We start from the raw sequence: 18,222 nt of genomic DNA, 5'->3' as shown, positions 1-18,222 counted from the left end.
ATTCCCCCTTATTTCGCTAAGATTTCATCTGCCACTGCCAAGGCAGTTACAACAGCCACACCCGAACCACAACCAAGTTCAAGGGCATTAAAACCACCAATCACATTACCGACGGCATATAAATTCGTTAAAAATTGACCGCACTTTTTCACTTGGCACTGGGCATTAATCGCTACGCCTGCTGATTGATAAGGTTGTGGATGAGCAAAGCGATGAGCAGTCCAAGTGAAACGATCTTTCTGGTTGAAACCTTCAACACCGATAATATCGGATTCAAAAACAGGTTCATAAATTTTATCAAATTCGGAAATAAGCCCTTTGCTGAAGAAACTTCCTGACGCCAATACAAAATTATCTGCAGTGATTTCTTCATTTTCTAGTAAACGAGTATTGATACAACGTACTTTATTTCCTTCAAATGTTGCATTCAATGCACTGTCGCCATTAATCATTAAACCACCCAAGGATTCAAATTTATGGCGTAATTGGATTCGTTGGCGCATACCAAGTAATGATGGTGGCAGTGTTGGTAATTCAAATAATGCAAGTTTAGTTGCATCACGAAGTGCGGTCATAAATTCTTGGTTTTCTAAACCAAAGCAAGCAGGTAAAAAGACCGCTTCTGCACCTTGCGCTGATTCTATGATTTCTTTAACTAAATCTTTAAAAGCGAGTTTATGTTCTAAAAGTTGAGAGATATTGACACTACGGAACTCACGAGCATTTTTGCGAAGTTCATCTAATTGTGGAATATTTAAGAAACCACTCGTTACTTCACAATGTTCAAATTGTGGGTTTAACACCAAATTTGCCGCTAAAAGTTGAGGTTGAAAATCGTGATAACCTTCAATTCCTAGCACCGCAATACGTTTATGCGGAAAAGGTTCATTACCTTGCACAGTTGGCACGCTATTTGGCGAAAGCCACGCACCGCGTAAACTGCCTAAGCCTGTTACACGCCAGTGATTTTTTTCCGTAGAACCAATTAAATCAAGATTTAATTCATTGGCTAAACGTTCAAAATCTTGTGCTTTAGCAAGCACTTTCTCTGCACCCAATAAACTATAAGGATGAGCAGGTAATTCATTGCGAAGTGCGGTAATATTTTCTTTTAAATTTTCTACTGCGCGGTTTTCCCCATATGTCGTTGATGGCATGCGGCTTAATAAATCTAAAGAGCCAGATGCAAAATCAATGGCTGCTTGACCGTTGTTGATAATCACGCAACGTTTGCCGCGTTGTTGAAGGGCGATGCCACAGGTTAAACCCGCTAAACCACCGCCAATAATGGCTACATCAAAATTCATTGCTATCCGTCCCTTGTTGTGCTTGTTCATCAAGCGGTTTCACATCATTTAAACCTAATACACTAGCATACATCCAAGAGGTAAATTCGGCTTCGCGAATAGCTTCCCCCCAAGCAATCGGTTCAATACCACGCCAGCGTTCTTCCATAAAGGCGGAAAGTTGAGTAGTTGATTGACGTGGTGTTGCCACTTCAAAACGATTTATTAATCCTGCAGCACGACAAGCACAGAGTTCAGCTTGACAAGTTCCCATTCCAACTCGGGAACGACGACGTAAATCGACGAGATTATTTACATCCAGTTCATCAACAGCGTAACGAACTTCCCCAGCTGTTACCGCTTCACATTCGCAAACCATTGAACGATCTAGACGTTCTTTTTCAAGCAAACGAGTAGCCCGTGAACCGTGACGATATACGGCAGAATAACGAATAGTACTTGGTAATGAAATAACTTTTTGATTGGTCTCTTGGCGGCTTTCAGTCGAACCTGGTAGAGCCTGTTCAGCAGTAACACAACGAGCCGTTTTATTGAGTTTTTTACAAACAAGGTCAGTCGCCCATTCAGCCATTAAACGATAAGTCATTAACTTACCGCCAGTGATAGTAATAAAGCCATCTAAGCCATCACGTTCTGCGTGGTCAAGTAGCACAATACCACGGCTCACATTACGACCTGATGGATCATCATCGCTTGCAACTAATGGTCGCACCCCAGCATAAGCACGTAATACGCGAGTATGACGCAAGCTAGGTGCGAGTTTTTCACCTTCACGGAAAAGAATATCCACTTCTTCTGGCGTAACTTGCATGTTATCGATTTGATCATAAGGAACACGACTTGACGTTGTACCAATCACACAAATTGTATCGCCAGGGACGAGAATATCCGCATCAGCAGGTTTACGGCAGCGGTTAATTACAAGTTTATTAATGCGATGACCCATTACGAGTAATGCGCCTTTTGCAGGGAACATTTTAATTTTGAGATCGGCATATTCCGCAATCCCTTGTCCCCAAATACCACCAGCGTTTACAACAAGCGGTGCAAAAAATTGGCGTTCTCTGCGATTTTTGTGATCGTACACATTCACGCCAATCACTTTTCCACCTTCACGAATCAAGTTTTTTACTTCGCAATAAGTGAACATTTTTGCGCCGTTTTCTGTGGCGTCCATCATATTAGAGGCGGTTAAACGGAATGGGTCAATAGAACCATCTGGCACAACAACAGCGCCCACTAAATCAGGGTTTACAGAAGGCTCCATAATTTTAGCTAGTTCAGGATCAATGGCTTGCGCATCAATTCCAGATTTTGCACAGCTCTCAAGGAAGGTTTTTTGATAGTCGAGCGAATCTTCAGGCAAAGTGATAAATAAGCCTTCCGTTTCATCTACGCAATGACGCGCAATTTTGCGCAAAATGCGGTTTTCTTTAATACATTCTTCAGCAGATTCTTGGTCGTTCACGGCGTAACGCGCACCACTGTGTAATAATCCGTGGTTACGTCCTGTGGCTCCTGTCGCAATATCTCGACGTTCCAATAAAATACAATCAATGCCACGAAGTGCGCAATCGCGCGCAATACCTGCTCCTGTTGCGCCACCACCGATAATGATCACATCAGTGCTAAGTGACGAAAGATCTCCAACATCTTTATAGATACTAGGCGATAATCCCATTGTTTACCCCCGATTCCCAAAATGTAAGAAAAAATAATATAAAAAGTGTAATCATTGTAGAGAAGTGCGGCAAAATTAACAACATTTTGAGTGTAAAAGAAAGCGATTTTGTGATATTGATCACAATAATTTTCGCATTCGTTCAAACGGTGTAAAGATTTGTGAAACACTTCACATTTTTGATTTTTTTTACTTTCTTATTTTTTATTTTCTTTTATGATTCGCAAATCCCTTACTGTTTCAAAAGGGTAAATTTAGATGACACATAATTAAAAAGTTGGAGAAAAAATTATGTTTGGACCATTCAAACCCGCTCCGCATATTGCGGAACTTCCAGCGGAGAAAATTGATTCCACGTATAAACGCTTACGTTGGCAAGTGTTTGCAGGGATCTTCTTTGGTTATGCCGCTTACTATTTTGTGCGTGCAAACTTTGACTTAGCACAACCTGGTTTAATTCAAGCCGGCTTGTACTCAAAAGCGGAACTCGGTGTTATCGGCTCAGCGGCTGGTCTTGCTTACGGTTTATCAAAATTCGTTATGGCAGGTATGTCTGACCGTTCTAACCCTCGTGTATTCTTACCATTTGGTTTATTGCTCTCTGGTTTATGTATGACCTTAATGGGTTTATTCCCATGGGCAACTTCAGGCATTGCCATTATGTGGGTAATGATCTTCTTAAATGGTTGGTTCCAAGGTATGGGTTGGCCTCCATGTGGTCGTACTATGGTGCATTGGTGGTCTAAATCTGAACGCGGTACTATCGTGTCAATTTGGAATACGGCGCATAATATCGGTGGTATGGTGCCTGGTGCAATGGTGTTATTAGCTAGTGCAATTTTCTTCAGTACTCACGGTATTGAAGCGCAGGCGAAAGATGTTTGGCAACAATCATTATACTTCCCTGGTATTGCTGCGATGATCTTTGCAATTCCTGTGTACTTCGTGATGCGTGATACTCCACAATCTTGTGGTTTACCATCAATCGAAAAATGGCGTAATGACTACCCAGATGACTATAACGAAAAAACTTACGAAAACGATTTAACTGCAAAAGAAATCTTCGTAACTTATGTATTAAAAAACAAATTGTTATGGTATATCGCGATTGCTAACGTGTTCGTCTATTTAATCCGCTACGGTGTATTAAAATGGTCTCCAGTTTACTTGAGTGAAGTGAAACACTTCAACATCAAAGGTACTGCATGGGCATACACAATCTATGAATTAGCAGCGGTTCCAGGTACATTATTATGTGGTTGGGTATCAGATAAAGTGTTTAAAGGTAAACGTGGTTTAACTGGTTTCATCTTTATGATCTTAACCACAGCAGCGGTTGTTGCGTACTGGATGAACCCAGCTACACCAGAAGCAGAGCTTGCAAACTATGCAGCTTGGTATGAAAACCCATATCAATTAACTGATTTCGTATTAATGACCTTAATCGGTTTCTTAATCTACGGTCCTGTAATGTTAATTGGCTTACATGCTCTTGAGCTTGCACCGAAAAAAGCAGCAGGTACGGCAGCAGGTTTCACTGGTTTATTCGGTTACTTAGGTGGTACTGTATCAGCTTCAGCAGTTATTGGTTGGGCTGCTCAACATTACGGATGGGACGGTGGTTTCTACGTAATGATCGGCGGTGGCGTATTAGCAGTGTTATTACTCTTAATCGTAATGGTTGAAGAAGGAAAACACAAAGCGAAATTAGGCGATACCTACGGTACTAAATAATTAGCTTAAAAAAGGCGGCGGGCAAATTGCTTAGTCGCCTTTTTTGTAACTAACATCTAAAAAAAACCATAAAAATTTACCGCACTCTTAAGGAGAAAATACTTATGAAACTTAAAACTTTAGCCCTTTCTTTATTAGCAGCTGGCGTACTAGCAGGTTGTAGCAGCCATTCATCAAATATGGCGAATACCCAAATGAAATCAGACAAAATCATTATTGCTCACCGTGGTGCTAGCGGTTATTTACCAGAGCATACGTTAGAATCTAAAGCACTTGCGTTTGCACAACACGCAGATTATTTAGAGCAAGATTTAGCAATGACTAAGGATGGTCGTTTAGTGGTTATTCACGATCACTTTTTAGATGGCTTGACTGATGTTGCGAAAAAATTCCCACATCGTCATCGTAAAGATGGCCGTTACTATGTCATCGACTTTACCTTAAAAGAAATTCAAAGTTTAGAAATGACAGAAAACTTTGAAACCAAAGATGGCAAACAAGCGCAAGTTTATCCTAATCGTTTCCCACTTTGGAAATCACATTTTAGAATTCACACTTTTGAAGATGAAATTGAATTTATCCAAGGCTTAGAAAAATCGACGGGTAAAAAAGTAGGAATTTATCCAGAAATCAAAGCACCTTGGTTCCACCATCAAAATGGCAAAGATATTGCTGCTGAAACGCTCAAAGTGTTGAAAAAATATGGTTATGATAAGAAAACCGATATGGTTTACTTACAAACTTTCGATTTTAATGAATTAAAACGTATCAAAACGGAATTACTTCCACAAATGGGTATGGATTTGAAATTAGTTCAATTAATTGCTTATACAGATTGGAAAGAAACACAAGAAAAAGACCCAAAGGGTTATTGGGTAAACTATAATTACGATTGGATGTTTAAACCTGGTGCAATGGCAGAAGTGGTTAAATATGCCGATGGTGTTGGTCCAGGTTGGTATATGTTAGTTAATAAAGAAGAATCCAAACCTGATAATATTGTGTACACTCCGTTGGTAAAAGAACTTGCACAATATAATGTGGAAGTGCATCCTTACACCGTGCGTAAAGATGCACTACCCGCGTTTTTCACAGACGTAAATCAAATGTATGATGCCTTATTGAATAAATCAGGGGCAACAGGTGTATTTACTGATTTCCCAGATACTTGCGTGGAATTCTTAAAAGGAATAAAATAATTTCTATTATAACCGTAGGTAAGTTTATTTACGGTTATTAATGCCATCTATGATGAAAAACACTTTTCAATTGAAAAGTGTTTTTCAGAAAGACTTACTATACCCTTAATGAATAGGAACATAATATGAAAACAACGTTAAAAATGACCGCACTTGCGGCTCTTTCTACTTTTGTTTTAGCTGGCTGTGGTTCACACCAAATGAAATCAGAAGAACATGCAAATATGCAATTACAACAACAAGCGGTGCTTGGATTAAACTGGATGCAAGATTCTGGCGAATATAAAGCATTAGCTTATCAAGCGTACAATGCGGCAAAAGTTGCATTTGATCACGCAAAAGTGGCAAAAGGTAAGAAAAAAGCGGTTGTGGCTGATTTAGATGAAACTATGTTAGACAACAGCCCTTATGCTGGCTGGCAAGTTCAAAATAACAAACTATTCGATGGTAAAGATTGGACTCGTTGGGTAGACGCGCGTCAATCTCGTGCCGTTCCTGGTGCGGTAGAATTTAATAATTATGTAAACAGCCACAAAGGTAAAGTGTTTTACGTAACAAACCGCAAAGACAGCACTGAAAAAGCAGGCACTATCGATGATATGAAACGCTTAGGTTTCAATGGCGTGGAAGAATCTGCATTTTATTTGAAAAAAGACAAATCAGCTAAAGCGGCTCGTTTTGCAGAAATTGAAAAACAAGGCTATGAAATCGTACTTTATGTAGGCGATAACTTAGATGACTTCGGTGATACCGTATATGGCAAATTAAACGCTGACCGCCGTGCATTCGTTGATCAAAACCAAGGCAAATTTGGTAAAACTTTCATCATGTTACCTAACGCAAACTACGGTGGTTGGGAAGGCGGTTTAGCTGATGGGTATTTCAAAAAAGATACACAAGGCCAAATCAAAGCTCGTTTAGATGCAGTACAAGCTTGGGATGGTAAATAATTTTCCATTAAAAAGATCGATTTAAATATCGATTTTGAAAATTTAATTGAGAGGCTAAGTTCAGTTTTTACTGGCTTAGCCTTTTTAGTTTTTTAGATTAACTCAAGTAATCATCATTACTACAGCTTGAAGTTTTGCTATGATGTTGCAAGCCTTTCAAAATAGAAATCTAATTCAATGAAGAAGAATTTTTTAGTGGGGAAATTGCCGTCTAAAGGAAAAAGTGCGGTTAATTTTTACCGCACTTTTAAACCAAAATCAAAGCCCCAAACGCTGTCGTTGGATGAAACCAAAGTTGTGTTATTCAATAAACCTTTTGATGTACTCACGCAATTTACCGACGAACAAGGGCGTGCTACCCTGAAAGATTTTATTTCAATTCCAAATGTTTATGCGGCAGGTCGATTAGATAGAGACAGTGAAGGATTACTGATTTTAACCAATAATGGCGAATTACAACATCGTTTGGCAGATCCCAAATTTAAAACAGAAAAAACCTATTGGGTGCAAGTGGAAGGTATCCCTGAAGAAACCGATTTAGCACAACTCAGAAAAGGTGTAGAACTTAAAGATGGCGTGACTAAACCCGCTAAAGTGCGGTTAATTTCAGAGCCAAATTTATGGGAACGCAATCCACCTATCCGAGAACGGAAAAATATTCCCACAAGCTGGTTAGAAATTAAGATTAGTGAAGGGCGCAACCGCCAAGTGCGGAGAATGACTGCGCATATTGGTTTCCCCACTTTACGATTAGTGAGAGTGAGTATGGGCTCATTATCTATTAATGGATTAGAAAATGGCTCATTTAGATTATTATCATTGGATGAAATAAAAGCGTTATTTCAGACCGTCAAATTATAAAAATAGGGCAAGTATTTAGTTTGCCCTAAATTTTTTCTCCCATAAATATTGTGCACTGAGTAAATTAGCACTATCCGCAACGCGATGAGCTTGAGCTTGGTCAATATTGAATTGCTCACTTAACCCTCAAGCGGTGCGCGCTCGAATATCTGCAACTTGGAAGTTTTTTCTAGGCTATAAATGACGCCTTCGCGCAATGCACCGTCAGAATAGCGCATTTGTTGAATATGAAAAACGTCAAACACTGCACTTAAAATTGCTAAACCGGGTACAAAAACATCCACGCGGTCTTGGTTTAAACCGTTAATATTTAGCTCGGTAAAATGCTTGGCTTGTAGTGTTTGTTCAATTAGAGCATTTAATCGCTCGGCTGTAATGGTTCCATTTGGATCGAGATTAGTCGCAATGACTTGCGCAACAGTTTTAATCGTCCCCGATGAGCCGAGCACAGATTGCCAACCTAATTTGCGATATGCAAGGCCTAAATCTTCGATTTTATTGACCGCACTTTGGCGCGCTCGTTGAAAGTTTTCTGGGGAAATGATGCCATCGGTAAAAAATTGAGTCGCAAAACTCACGCATCCCATATGTCGGCTTTCAGCTATAAGCGGCGTGAAATCATCGCCGATAATCATTTCTGTCGAGCCACCACCAATATCTATAACAAGCTTTCTGCCTTTTTCTGGTTGAGTGTGGCATACGCCAGCGTAGATGGTTTTCGCTTCAGTTTGCCCACTAATAATATTAATGGGATAGGGGAAAACTTTGGCTGCTTGACGTAAAAATTCGTCATTATTCACCGCTCTTCGTAACGTATAAGTACCAACCACATTGACATTTTCAACAGGAAATCCTTGTAAACGTTCAGCAAATAAGGCTAAGCAATTCACGCCACGTGTGATGGCCTCTTGATTAAGCACGGCATTTTCGTCTAAACCTTCTGCGAGTTTAACTTTTTGTTTTAAGCGCGAAAGCACTTGGATTGAGCCGTTTACAATACGCGCAACAATCATATGAAAGCTGTTTGAGCCAAGATCAATCGCGGCAATTTCACGTACATTGCCACGATGTTTGGGTTCTAAAATAGCGTCATTCATAACATTCCTAAAATTCAAATTTATAAAGTAAATCAAACACTTGGTTTGTACTAGAAACGGATTGAAAATAAAGCTGTGGCATTAGGCGATAACGTAATGTAACTTCTGCTAAGCCATCAAATAAACCTACGCCATATTTTATTTGTAAGCGATTGGTAATATTACCACTTACCGTCACTTTGGATTTATCGCCCACGCCAGATGTACCAAGGTTTAAGTCTTGAATACCAAAAACTTCGCCAATACTGCCCACTAATTTACCGCTCTTTGAAATGCCTAAACCAATCAATGCTGCGCCAACTGATCCCGTTGAACCCACTTCTCCGCTGCTTTCTAACGAACGACCTGTTAATAAATAAGAAAGTGCTTGATCTTGTGGTTTGCTTGGTTCACTGAAAATAGTGACTTCTGGGCTATCAGCTATGCCAATCACTCTCACGCCAGCAGTAATTTTGCTGTCTTCCATTGTTTCAGGATTACGAATAGCCTCAATATTCAATGTAGGTTGTGTCGCTTGCCCAGAAAAGCTAATAAGTCCTTTACGAATGAGTAAATCTTGCCCGAAAGAAGCATAGCGACCTTTGGTTAAATTGATTTGACCGAATAAACCTAAATTGCCTTTATCTTGTTTCACAGAAAGTAAACCATCAAGATTGGTTTTTAAGCCATAGGCATCAAGGCTAACGTCTTTACCAATATTGATGCGTAAATCAGAGCGAATTTCCATTCCTGATTTTGTTTTTGCGGCAAATTCACGTTTAATCAGTTCTTCTTTGCTCTTGTGCGGGCCATTTAAAATAACTTCATCTTCACTCACTGGCTCAGCAGTATCTGGCAGACTGTCAATTTTAATACGCGCCCAAGGAATATCCACTGTTCCGCTTAAATTCAATTCCTTCGGATTGGCTTTTATCGTGATATTTGGACTGAAACGTAGCTTCGCCATAGAAGGAATATCCACGTTGAAATTATTTGCTTGCGCATTTAATTCTGTTGTCCAATGTTCAATATTAGCCCAGTTTGCACGTCCAGTTAAGTTTAAGTGACTATCTACTGTTTTGATTTTCCCTTGCAATGTTGAACGGTTACCATTAAAGCGCAGGGCAATATCGCCATCAGTAATATTGACTGGCATAGATTTTAATTTGGTACGAATATTACGAATATTGAAGTCACCATTTAATAATGGTTTCTCTAAATTCCCACCGAAACGCAATTTTGATACCACTTCTCCATTCACGGATTCGCCTTGAGTGAGTAGTTGATTCGCAATACTCAAACTTAATCGTTCTATCGCAAGGCTACCGCCAAGTTGGCGATTTTTAGCCAGGTCATTTAAATGAATATCGCCAACAATTCTGCCTTGATTATGCACATTGATGTCTGTTTTTAAAACCAAATTATTATTTTGAATGTCGGCGTTAAGGGTTAATTTTGGAATATCCAATTTAAATGTACGGTAATCCAATTTTTGAGAGAAGGCTAAATGATTGCCATCTACGTTGGCGGTAAATTGGAATGGTTTATCCGTAAACCAAGCCACATTTCCTTGCACTTGTAAATTGCCTTTGAGGCTGTTTTGTTCGATAAGTTTATTCACTAAATCCAAATTAACACGTTTAAATTGGAAAGGAATATTGCCTTGCTTGCCTGCATTGAATGCTTGTGGGAAACATAATTCTACATCGGTGTTTTGCCAGCAATGTGAGGCAATATTGGCTTGTGTTTGTTTGTTATCGTAGGACACCGCAATCGCTTGGTTGGATTTTACATCGCCAATCGGAGTTTCGAATTTTGCTTGGGAAATTGTGCCTTTCCACTGTTCCAAAGTGCGGTCAAAATGTCCGTTAATTTGTAAATTTGCAGCAACAGGCTCGCCTTGAGATTTTAGGCTTAGTTTGTGATTTTGTTCATCGCCTGATAAATCAAGATCAAGTAAATGGAGTTTAATATTTTCGCCATAATGAAGTTGTTCTGCTTTAATATTCAATTTTCCACTCGAGAGTGAGGCATTGTTTATATGACCTTTTATACTTGCTTTGGCTAACTGAAAACCCTGTAAATGTAAATTAGATGAAGTTAAATCAAGATCAAGATTAGGTGTCGTAATTTGACCAGAAATCGCTACTCGACCTTTTACTCGCCCTTTTAAATCTGACCATAATCCACGTAAATTTGGTGCATTTATATCTAGTGCAAAATCAGAATGATCATCTAATACGCCACTGGCTTTAAGATAATTTTCGCCATATCTAATCTGTAAATCAGGCACTGTTAGAAGTACATTTTGATTGAGCGTTGCAGAACCTTTTAAACTGATAGGTTTTGCAGAAAGCATTCCGTTTAAATCGGCTACTGGTACTTCCACTTGCCATCCTTGAGAGCCTGCAAAACCACGTGAATGCAATTTACCAGATAGTGTTGCAGGCATTACAGGAACAAAAAAACCAATATTCATTTTTTCTAAATCGGCTTGAATATCCCAGTTTGCACCCTCTTTCCAGTTTGCAGTCCCCACAAATTCACTTTTACCGTCTAATGAATCTATCCCCAATTTATTGACGGTGACTTCATAAAGTTTGCCGTCGGCATTAAGTTCCACTTGAGATGCGGGAATATAATTCATTCCTACTACATTGCCCTTAAGTTCAGCGTGATAATTTAGTAAATCCCCTGTGAGTTTAAGCGTCACATCATTAATTTTGAGTGGCGTCATTGTGTTTACAAAAGTGTATTGTCCTTTTGCCACGTTTAATGTGAGGTTTAAGGGCATTTTATCTTGTGCTAATTGCACGTCGCCATTCAGTTCAGCATCTAATACGCCTTTTGTTTTCAAAGAAAGTGCGGTAGATTTTTTCAATGATCCCGAAAGTGCAAGATCCACATCACTCGCGGGTAAAATTTCTTTTCCATCAGATTTCAATGGCTCCAAATGGGATTTTAAAGTTAAATCGAGAGGCATATCGCCATCAAGTTGTAATTTACCTTGTGAAGAAAGATTACCCAACGAGCTTTCTACCGCTAATTTTTGTAATTGCAGTTGGTTATCGACGGTATCCGCCTGTGCAATTAAACTAGACATTTCAACAGATTGAAGCGTTTCGCCTTTTTCATTCACTGCTTGATACTGCCAGTTTTTGCCTGAAATTTCAGGAATATGTAAATCAAAAGGAAGAATGATTTCTGATACATTACCTAAAAAAGCAGGCGTTAAAGATTGCTCAATCGTAGCCCAATCTACAGGCTTATTCGGCTGTTCGGCTTTCAGATCTGATTTAACTTCAGACAATTTTTTTGCAATCACTGAAATATCGTTAATTTCAGTCGGCGCAATAGTTAAGCCTTTTTCATTATTTAAACTTACCGCACTTTTAAAATTTCCAAGCGTAATACTAGTCTGATCAATGTTTACAGATAAATCTTGCACCACCAAATTTTCTGCATTGATACTAATTGGCAAGGAAATACGCTTCATTGAGCCAGACTTTGAATTATCAGGTGCCGATGGAGGCAATAATGCAGTATTAATCGCAATCGTCGGTTTATTTAAGGTGAAGTCTCGTAAACAAACTTCACGTGAAAGCAAACAACCAAAATCGAGCTGTAAACGTGCTTGTGCAATATGTGTCTCAATCCCAGCGGTTTGATAACGAACATTCTTTAACACCAAGCCATTTTGTAATCCGCCTTCAATTTGCTCAACGGAAAAACTATCAAGCATTTTATCGACAAGTTGAATTAAACCTCTTTGCCCCGCATCGAAAGAAAGCGTCCCAGCAACACCTAAAACAGGTATAAAAATGACCGCACTTCCGATACAAACAGCCTTGCGTACCCAATGTTTTTTATTAGGTTTCTCAGGTGATTTTGGTGAAGTTTCTGATGCTTGTATTTGTTCTGTCATAAATTCACCTTAAATTTCTGTACCAAGTCCAATGTAAAATTGAATATTTTTGCTGTTATCTTTATCACGAATGGGTGTGGCAATATCAAATTTAATCGCACCAACTGGCGATGCCCAACGCACACCAACGCCTGCGCCATAACGCAGCTCTTTTTCTGTGTAATCATTAGCGGCTAAGCCACTATCTGCAAAGGTTGCCGCCCACCAATTCGGATAAACTTGATATTGATATTCTAAAGAAGTGGTAAGCAATCGCGAACCACCAACTAATTTTCCGTTTTTATTTTTAGGCGCAATTTTTTTATAGCCGTAACCGCGCACACTACGATCGCCACCAGCAAAGAAACGCAGTGTAGGCGGAATTTTTTCAATATCTTTTGTATGTAAATACCCGATTTCAGCACGAGCAACGATACGATGATTTTCTGCATAAGTACGAACCCACGCGCTAGATGCTTGAACTTTTATAAAAGAAGATTCTGATAGCCAAATTCGTTTGCTTAAATCAAAAGTAATTTTTTGCACATCGCCCCAAGTGGCAAAGGAACCACCACGTAATCGAGTGCGAGTAAATCCAACAGTTGGATAAAGAAGTAAGGTTTTATCAGTGATATCCGCTTGTGTAAAACTGTCGTATCGCGTACGAAGTCCGCCAAAATATTGCCAACCATGCGCATTATTCCAATAACGTAACGCTGACAACGTAAGCACTCTCGTATTGGTATCATTCTCTTTTTCCCCTTCCCAACCGACGGCAAAATCATAGTAATAATTTAATGGATTTTTAAGCAGTGGCATTCGATAAGTTGCTTCTAGAGTTTGTTTCGGTGCAGAGAGATAAAGATTTGAACGCAAACTATGTCCACGGCTATTAATCCAAGGTTTTGTCCAGCCTATTTGTCCGTGAACGCCGCCATCAGTGGCAAAGCCCACACCCAGTTCCATCGCATTTTTTTTACGTGGATAAAGAATAATTTCCACATCCACTGTTTTGTTTTTATGATTTACATTAGGCTGAACCAATACCGAACTAAACCAATTTGAAGATGAGAAATCACTGGTTAAATCCGACAAACTATTCATTAGATACGGCTCGCCAGATTTGATATTAAGAATGTTATTTAGGTAATCATCACGAATTTGTGAATGACTAAAAGTAATATTGCCATAATGATAACGAACGCCACTATCAAATAACATTCGCCACCATGCTTGATGGGTTTCTGGGCTAATTTCTAAACGTGAAATTTTAAATTCGCCATCAAAATATCCACGATTTGATGCCAAACGTGAAATCGCTGTTTTGTAATCATCATAAGTTTGGTGTTCAACCAAAACGCCTTCTTTGGGCAAATTTTTACGCAGCCCATCAAAATTTTCATCTTGTGTTGCCTCTCCCTTAATTTGCACATCAGTGCCCGCAATTTTTGTTGGCTCGCCTGGTGTAACATGAGCAATTAATAAATCGCGTTTACCTTGACGCTGTTTTCGCTCAAAACGTACGGAAGATTCATAATAACCAAACACACGCAAACCGCGATCAACCGCTTGAGTCACTAAATGTTGATAGCGTTCAGAACCGTCCATTTCTTCTTTGTTAATCAGATGAACATTGAGATCTGTATTGCGCACAGCACGAAAACCACGAATGCCCTGAACTTCAATATCTACAGTTTGTTCAGCAAATGCAGGAAAGCAACTTAATGCTAAAAAAAGTGCGGTGAGTTTTGACAGTGTTTTATTCATTTTAGGACAAAAGTTTTTGAGTGAATTGCTCCATAGTCTACCGAGAAGTTCGCAAGGATCCAATATTTTCAGCACATTTTGTCTCGTTTTTAACAAAAAATACCGCACTTTATTGCTAAAGTGCGGTATTTTTCTCAGTTTTTTTAAATTAATGACTGTCGCAGCATCCGCTGTGACCATGTCCGTGACCACCGCCACAACATCCGCTGTGCTCATGATCATGGTCGTGATGGTGATGATGCCCGCCACAGCCACAACTGTGACCTTCTTCGTCATCATCATGATGGTGGCTATGCGCACCGTGAACATGACCGTGTGCAATTTCTTCTAACGTTGCTTCACGTGTTGCGACAACTTCAACGGTGAAGTGTAATTCTTGACCTGCTAACATATGGTTTCCATCAACCACAACTTCATCGCCATCGATTTCAGTAATCACTACTGGAACTGGGCCAATGTCAGTATCCGCTAAAAAACGCATACCCACTTCAAATTCATCAACACCTTGGAATACATCTTTTGGTACACGTTGAACCATATTTTCGCTGTATGCACCATAACCTTCTTCAGGTTGTACACGTACTTCAAATTTGTCGCCTACTTCTTTACCTTCAAGTGCTTTTTCAAGACCGATTACTAAATTATTGTGACCTTGTAAATATTCTAGTGGTTGATTCGCTGGTGCTTCATCGACCAATACGCCATCTTGCGTGCGAACTTGGTAAGAAATGCTCACCACTACATTTTTTTCTACTTTCATTATGTTTTCCTTATAAAAAATCCGTTAAAAAAGTCGTACCATTGTAGCGAAAATTATTCCGCGCGCAAGACTTTACGGATTAATGAACACGAGGCTCTTCTTCATCTTCATCATCAAAAAATTCCCCATCGTCACCGTATTCATCGTCATCGGCATTTGGGTCTTCAAAATAAGTTCCCCAACCGTCGTAAATACCATTATGTTTTTCTAATAACGGAAGGATTTCTTTTTGTTGTGCATCGATAATTTCAGCTTTTAATTCTACTTCACTGATGATGTCAAAACAGAAAATTGGTTTACCGTCATCATCTTTAAATTCTTCCGCTTCGGAAACTTCATAGCCCGCTTTAAACGCATCAACCGCAATTTTTTCTAACAAATCAAAATCGTGGTGTGCAATGTGATGTTCAATAATATAAAGCGCATTTGGATCACTGCCATCATTAAGTAAATCTTCGATAATTTCACGGGTTTCTGCTTGTAATTCAGCCAATTTTGACATAATAAAATCCTTCAACAAGAACAAAAGTGCGGTTATTTTAGTGGATAAATCACGAAAAGTCGCATAGAATTTCGCACAATTATTTTCGATAAAAAAGAGCCCTTAACTATGCTCGAACAACTCCCTTATTTGGCATTAAAAACTCCGCCAAAAACCACCGCACTTTTAAAGGCTGAATGTGCGGATTTTATTGTAAAAGAGCATTTAGGCTATGAAATGTCAGGCGAAGGGGAGTTTGTTGCGTTGTATGTACGCAAAACAGATTGCAACACCTTATTTGTTGGCGAAAAATTAGCTAAATTTGCTGGTGTTTCTGAACGCAATATGGGATATGCAGGGTTGAAAGATCGTCGAGCGGTGACAGAACAATGGTTTTGCTTGCAAATGCCAGGAATGGAAACGCCCGATTTCAGTCAATTTGAATTAGATGGCGTAGAGATTTTAACGGTTACTCGACATAACCGAAAAATTCGCACGGGTAGCCTTGAGGGAAATTATTTCGATATTTTATTACGCGGTGCAGAAGAATCTGATGAGCTTAAAGTGCGGTTGGATTTTGTGGCAAATTTTGGTTTCCCCAATTATTTTACGGAACAACGTTTTGGTCGGGAAGGTCATAACCTCACGCAAGCCTTGCGTTGGGCTCAAGGGGAAATCAAGGTAAAAGATCGCAAAAAACGCAGTTTTTATCTTTCCGCCGCACGCAGTGAAATTTTTAATTTAGTTGTGGCTGCGCGTATTGCAAAGAGCGCAACAAATCAAGTTTTGCCAAATGATATTGTGCAATTAGCAGGTTCGCATAGTTGGTTCAAAGCGGATGAAAAAGAAGACTTAACTGCCTTGCAAGTGCGGTTAGAAAATCAAGATATTTTGCTTACTGCCCCTTTAATTGGCGAAGATATTTTGGTGGCGAGTGAGATTGAAAATGAAATCGTAAATCAACATTCAGTTTTCGATCCTTTAATGAAACAAGAAAGAATGAAAGCGGCGCGTCGCCCATTGTTAATGAAAGCAAAAGGGTTTTCTTGGGCATTTGAGCCAGAAGGCTTGCGTTTAAAATTTTATTTGCCAGCAGGCAGTTATGCCACGGCATTAGTTCGTGAGTTAGTAAATTACACAGAAGAATAAGGAAATATAATGCGAATTTTAGTTAGTAATGATGATGGTTTTCACGCGGAAGGCATTCAAGTTTTAGCAACGGAATTAAGAAAAATTGCAGAAGTCATTATTGTTGCACCCGATCGTAATCGAAGTGCAGCATCAAGCTCGCTCACATTGGTTGAGCCATTACGCCCACGCCATTTAGATAATGGCGATTATTGTGTAAATGGCACGCCTGCAGATTGCGTACATTTAGCGTTAAACGGATTTTTATCTGGCCAAGTGGATTTAGTGGTATCAGGCATTAATGCGGGTTGTAATATGGGCGATGATACGATTTATTCAGGCACATTAGCTGCAGCCCTTGAAGGTCGCCATTTAGGACTGCCCGCTATTGCGGTTTCGTTAGATGGTCGTCAGCATTATGAAACAGCAGCACGAGTGGTATGTGATCTCATTCCTAAATTACATCATCAATTATTAAACCCTCGTGAAATTATTAATATCAATGTGCCTGATTTGCCTTTTGAAGAATTAAAAGGCTACAAGGTTTGTCGCTTGGGTTACCGCGCATCTTCAGCAGAAGTGATTAAGCAAAAAGATCCTCGTGATGAAACCATTTATTGGATTGGTCCTTCAGCATTACCCGAAGATGAAAGCGAAGGAACAGATTTTTATGCCGTGAAGAATGGTTATGTGTCTATCACACCAATTCAAGCGGATCTTACCGCATATCATTCATTGCTTTCTTTGCAAAATTGGTTAGATCAGGAATTTACCAAATAGAGAAAAATATGAAAATTTTCGGCACGATGTACGATAAAACGATGGAATGGTCAAAACATCGTTTTGCTGTTTCTTGGCTCTCTTTTGTAAGTTTTATCGAGGCGATATTTTTTCCTATTCCGCCCGATGTGATGTTGATCCCAATGTCTATGTCAAAGCCAAAAGGTGCGGTGAAATTTGCATTTTATACGGCAATTGCGTCTGTAATCGGCGGAATTATCGGTTATGCTATTGGTTTTTATGCAACGGACTGGGTGGAAAACATTGTGCAACAATGGGGATATGCTGCGCATTGGGCAAAAGCCGTCAGTTGGTTTGAGCAATGGGGTGTATTAGTTGTGTTTGTGGCGGGTTTTAGCCCAATTCCTTACAAGGTGTTTACGCTCTGCTCTGGCGTGATGCAAATGGCATTTTTCCCTTTTGTTATCACCGCATTTGTTTCACGTTTAGCACGTTTCTTGCTAGTAGCAAAATTAGCTGCATGGGGCGGTGAAAAATTCGCAGCAAAATTGCGAAAATCTATTGAGATTATTGGCTGGTCAGTGGTTGTACTGGCTATAATCGCTTATTTTATACTGAAAAATTAGGATAGAA

Annotated in this window: 13 protein-coding genes and 1 pseudogene; 7 read left to right on the top strand and 7 right to left on the bottom strand. The window is 39.5% G+C overall.

Annotated elements, in window-relative coordinates; genetic code table 11:
- Positions 1–8: 8 nt before the first annotated feature.
- A complete protein-coding gene (gene glpB, locus DQN49_RS02555) occupies positions 9–1,307 on the bottom strand; it encodes a glycerol-3-phosphate dehydrogenase subunit GlpB (protein ID WP_006995259.1) in 1,299 nt (432 codons plus the stop codon).
- Entirely contained in the window at positions 1,297–2,988 is a 1,692-nt protein-coding gene (gene glpA / locus DQN49_RS02550; protein WP_006995260.1) for an anaerobic glycerol-3-phosphate dehydrogenase subunit A, read from the bottom strand. Before glpA ends, glpB begins: the two co-directional genes overlap by 11 nt.
- A 291-nt stretch (positions 2,989–3,279) precedes the next feature.
- Between glpA and glpT the strand changes: the two genes are divergently transcribed.
- From glpT to DQN49_RS02530, 4 genes are all read left to right on the top strand, one after another.
- Positions 3,280–4,722, top strand: a complete 1,443-nt coding sequence (glpT, locus tag DQN49_RS02545; protein ID WP_006995261.1) for a glycerol-3-phosphate transporter — start codon at positions 3,280–3,282, stop codon at positions 4,720–4,722.
- Positions 4,723–4,826: 104 nt separating this feature from the next.
- On the top strand, positions 4,827–5,921 hold the full coding sequence (gene glpQ, locus DQN49_RS02540; protein WP_006995262.1) for a glycerophosphodiester phosphodiesterase: 1,095 nt from the start codon (positions 4,827–4,829) through the stop codon (positions 5,919–5,921).
- 125 nt (positions 5,922–6,046) lie between these two features.
- Positions 6,047–6,871: a lipoprotein e(P4) gene (hel, locus tag DQN49_RS02535; protein WP_006995263.1), complete on the top strand. Its 825-nt coding sequence runs from the start codon at positions 6,047–6,049 to the stop codon at positions 6,869–6,871.
- A 177-nt stretch (positions 6,872–7,048) separates the two neighbouring features.
- The gene (locus tag DQN49_RS02530) at positions 7,049–7,732 is read left to right on the top strand and encodes an rRNA large subunit pseudouridine synthase E (RefSeq protein WP_006995264.1); all 684 of its coding nucleotides are present in this window, start codon (positions 7,049–7,051) and stop codon (positions 7,730–7,732) included.
- Between the two features lie 45 nt (positions 7,733–7,777).
- Here DQN49_RS02530 and ppx read toward each other — a convergent pair.
- The 5 genes and pseudogenes from ppx to rraB form a co-directional block, all read right to left on the bottom strand.
- Positions 7,778–8,829, bottom strand: a pseudogene (gene ppx / locus DQN49_RS02525) (exopolyphosphatase); the annotation flags it as partial.
- Between the two features lie 7 nt (positions 8,830–8,836).
- On the bottom strand, positions 8,837–12,733 hold the full coding sequence (tamB, locus tag DQN49_RS02520) for an autotransporter assembly complex protein TamB (RefSeq protein WP_006995266.1): 3,897 nt from the start codon (positions 12,731–12,733) through the stop codon (positions 8,837–8,839).
- A 9-nt stretch (positions 12,734–12,742) separates the two neighbouring features.
- Entirely contained in the window at positions 12,743–14,479 is a 1,737-nt protein-coding gene (tamA, locus tag DQN49_RS02515; RefSeq protein WP_013527386.1) for an autotransporter assembly complex protein TamA, read from the bottom strand.
- 148 nt (positions 14,480–14,627) lie between these two features.
- Entirely contained in the window at positions 14,628–15,239 is a 612-nt protein-coding gene (gene slyD, locus DQN49_RS02510; RefSeq protein ID WP_006995268.1) for a peptidylprolyl isomerase, read from the bottom strand.
- Positions 15,240–15,318: 79 nt separating this feature from the next.
- Positions 15,319–15,741, bottom strand: coding sequence for a ribonuclease E inhibitor RraB (gene rraB, locus DQN49_RS02505; RefSeq protein ID WP_006995269.1), 423 nt, complete (start codon positions 15,739–15,741; stop codon positions 15,319–15,321).
- A gap of 108 nt (positions 15,742–15,849) precedes the next feature.
- Here rraB and truD point away from each other — a divergent pair, with 108 nt between their 5' ends.
- From truD to DQN49_RS02490, 3 genes are read left to right on the top strand one after another with little or no spacing between them, the layout of a single operon-like run.
- Positions 15,850–16,869, top strand: a complete 1,020-nt coding sequence (gene truD, locus DQN49_RS02500; RefSeq protein ID WP_006995270.1) for a tRNA pseudouridine(13) synthase TruD — start codon at positions 15,850–15,852, stop codon at positions 16,867–16,869.
- 9 nt (positions 16,870–16,878) lie between these two features.
- Positions 16,879–17,628, top strand: coding sequence for a 5'/3'-nucleotidase SurE (surE, locus tag DQN49_RS02495; RefSeq protein ID WP_005667683.1), 750 nt, complete (start codon positions 16,879–16,881; stop codon positions 17,626–17,628).
- A gap of 8 nt (positions 17,629–17,636) precedes the next feature.
- Positions 17,637–18,215, top strand: a complete 579-nt coding sequence (locus DQN49_RS02490) for a YqaA family protein (protein ID WP_006995271.1) — start codon at positions 17,637–17,639, stop codon at positions 18,213–18,215.
- Positions 18,216–18,222 lie beyond the last annotated feature (7 nt).

Source organism: Haemophilus aegyptius (assembly GCF_900475885.1).
GTDB classification, from domain to species: Bacteria; Pseudomonadota; Gammaproteobacteria; order Enterobacterales; family Pasteurellaceae; genus Haemophilus; species Haemophilus influenzae.
This window is presented reverse-complemented; position numbering and strand designations above follow the sequence as displayed.